This window comes from Agrococcus sp. HG114 (genome assembly GCF_024723325.1).
Taxonomy (GTDB): domain Bacteria; phylum Actinomycetota; class Actinomycetes; order Actinomycetales; family Microbacteriaceae; genus Agrococcus.
On sequence record NZ_JANQCH010000194.1, the window covers coordinates 1 to 2,325 of the forward strand.

Here is a 2,325-nt window from a genome sequence, read left to right on the forward strand (position 1 = left end):
GCGCGAGCGTGACCGGCGCCGCCGCGCCGACGCGGCAGCTCGCGGCGCTCGCGGACGACACGCGCTGGGCGATCCTCGAGCTGCTCGGCGGGCGGGCGCGCTCCGCGAGCGAGCTCGCTCGCGAGCTGCCGGTCAGCCGGCAGGCGATCGCGAAGCACCTCGCGGTGCTCGAGGCCGCAGGGCTCGTCGAGTCGGCGCGCGAGGGCCGCTCGGTCGTGCACCGGGCGATCGGCTCGGCGCTCAGCGAGCTCGCCGACCGGCTCGACACGATCGGCCGCCAGTGGGAGTCGCGGCTCGAGCGCGTCGCACGCATCGCCGAGTCGCGCGCGGCCGCGGACGGCTGACTCAGCCCGGCACGAGGGAGGCGAGCATCGCCGCGGCCTTCACGTGCAGCTCGTCGACCTCGAACGCCGGGTCCGACAGCGCCGTCACCCCGCCGCCGACCCCGATGTGCGCGCCGGCCTCGTCGGCGACGACCGAGCGGATGACCATCGCGAGCTGGCACGACGTCCCCGCGACGACCCCGAAGCATCCGCTGTACACCCCGCGCGGGGCGCCCTCGAGCGCCTGCAGCAGCTCGACGGTGCGGCGCTTCGGCGCGCCCGTCATCGAGCCCGCGGGGAACAGCGCCCGCACCGCGTCGATCGGCCCGAGCCCCGGCAGGAGCCGCGACCGGACCGTCGAGACGAGCTGGTGCACCGTGGGATAGCTCTCGACCTCGAGCAGGCTCGTCACCTCGACCGAGCCCGGCGCCGAGACCCGCTGCAGGTCGTTGCGGCACAGGTCGACGATCATGACGTTCTCGGCGCGCTCCTTCTCGCTCTCGAACAGCTCGCGCGCGAGCGCCGCGTCGTCGTCGGCGCCGCGGCGCCGCGTGCCCTTGATGGGACGGGTCGTCGCCACGCCGTCCTCGACGTGCAGGAACGTCTCCGGGCTCGCGCTCGAGACCGTCACGCCGCCGATGCGGAGGAACCCCCCGTGGTGCACGGGGCTCGCCGCCCGCAGCCGCGCGTGGGTCGCGACCATGTCGAGCGGGGGCGCCTCGATCGCGGTCGTGAGGCACAGCACGTACGAGTCGCCGTCGCGGATGTGCTCGCGGCAGCGCTCGACCTTCGCCGCGTACGCGCGGTCGTCATCCCGCCAGCGCAGCCGCGAGGGCTCCAGCCGGTCGGCGCGCGGCACCGCGACGCCGGGATCCGGCGGCAGCGTCCAGGGCTCCCCAAGCCGCGACTGGAGCTGCGCCTCGCCGCCCGAGACGACGACCCAGCGGTCGAGCAGCAGCCACGCCGCCTCGGGGAACCGGCCGGGCGCGGGCTCGAGCCCGAGCATCCGCACGCCCGCCTCGAAGCCGAGCCACCCGACCCACGGACCCGGCATCGCCGCGCGCGCCGCCTCGAGCGCCGCGAGCGCGTCACCGGGCACGGGCTCGCCGTCGAGCGTCGCCCTGCCATCCTTCACGAGCAGCACGTGGCTGCCGGTGCCGAGCACGTGGTCGCCGTCGGAGGACGAGTCGAGCCACACGACATCCGCCGACGCGGCCTCGAGCGAGGCGAACGCGGCCTGCGGGGTCGTGTCGACGGCTTCGGCCCAGCGACCGCCGAGACGGGGCAGCAGTCGCCCAGGGGTCGCTGGCATAGGGTGCATCCTATGAGCGCCGAGCAGCCCGTGCGCGCCTGGACGACGGGCGGGTTCACGCCGGTCGACGAGCCGGTCGGCGAGCCCCTCGCCGCCGACTCGTGGCTCGTCGTCGACGGCCGGGTGCTCGCGTGGCAGCGGCACCAGCTGCGGTTCGCGGATGCGGTGGCCGACGCGGGCGGCGATCGTCTCGACGCGCTCGCCGCGGCTCGCGCCGCGATCCGCCTCGTGCCCGGCGAGGGCCGGTGGTCGCCGCGCCTCGACCTCACGAGCGACGGGATCCGGCTGCGCGTGCGGCCGGCCCCTCCGGCCTCGGATGCCGTCGAGGTCGTGACCGCGAGCCGGGATCCGCGACGGCACCCGCACAGGAAGGGTCCCGACCTCGCCGCGCTGCGGGAGCTGCAGGACGAGGAGTCGGCGCGCGCCGGCCGCGACGTCGAGCCGATCCTGCTCTCGGCGGGCTGCGTCGCCGAGGGCGCGTGGTCGGCCGTGCTGTGGTGGCAGGGCGACGTGCTGCACGTGCCTGCGCCTGCCGCCGCCCACCTGCCATCCGTCACCGCGGCCGTGATCGCCGAGGTCGCCGCGCTCGACGGCGTCGAGGTGCAGCAGCGCTGCGCGCGGCCCGCCGACCTCGACGGCGCCGAGGTGTGGCTCGCGAACGCGCTGCGCGGCATCCGGGGCGGGCGCGGC

General features: G+C 76.6%; 3 protein-coding genes. 2 read left to right on the forward strand and 1 reads right to left on the reverse strand.

The annotated features are described in order from the left end of the window. On the forward strand, nt 1-344 hold a 344-nt coding region (locus NWP09_RS12480; protein WP_309137121.1), incomplete at its 5' end, for a metalloregulator ArsR/SmtB family transcription factor. 1 nt (nt 345) lies between these two features. Here the strand turns inward: NWP09_RS12480 and NWP09_RS12485 are convergent. Continuing rightward, entirely contained in the window at nt 346-1,635 is a 1,290-nt protein-coding gene (locus tag NWP09_RS12485) for an anthranilate synthase component I family protein (RefSeq protein WP_258275823.1), read from the reverse strand. A 12-nt stretch (nt 1,636-1,647) separates the two neighbouring features. Between NWP09_RS12485 and NWP09_RS12490 the strand changes: the two genes are divergently transcribed. Continuing rightward, on the forward strand, nt 1,648-2,325 hold a 678-nt coding region (locus NWP09_RS12490), incomplete at its 3' end, for an aminotransferase class IV (protein WP_258275824.1).

Coding starts and splice junctions, on each gene's coding strand:
- NWP09_RS12485 (WP_258275823.1), bottom strand. CDS start 1,635: ATGCCAGCGACCCCTGGGCGACTGCTGCCCCGTCTCGGCGGTCGCTGG.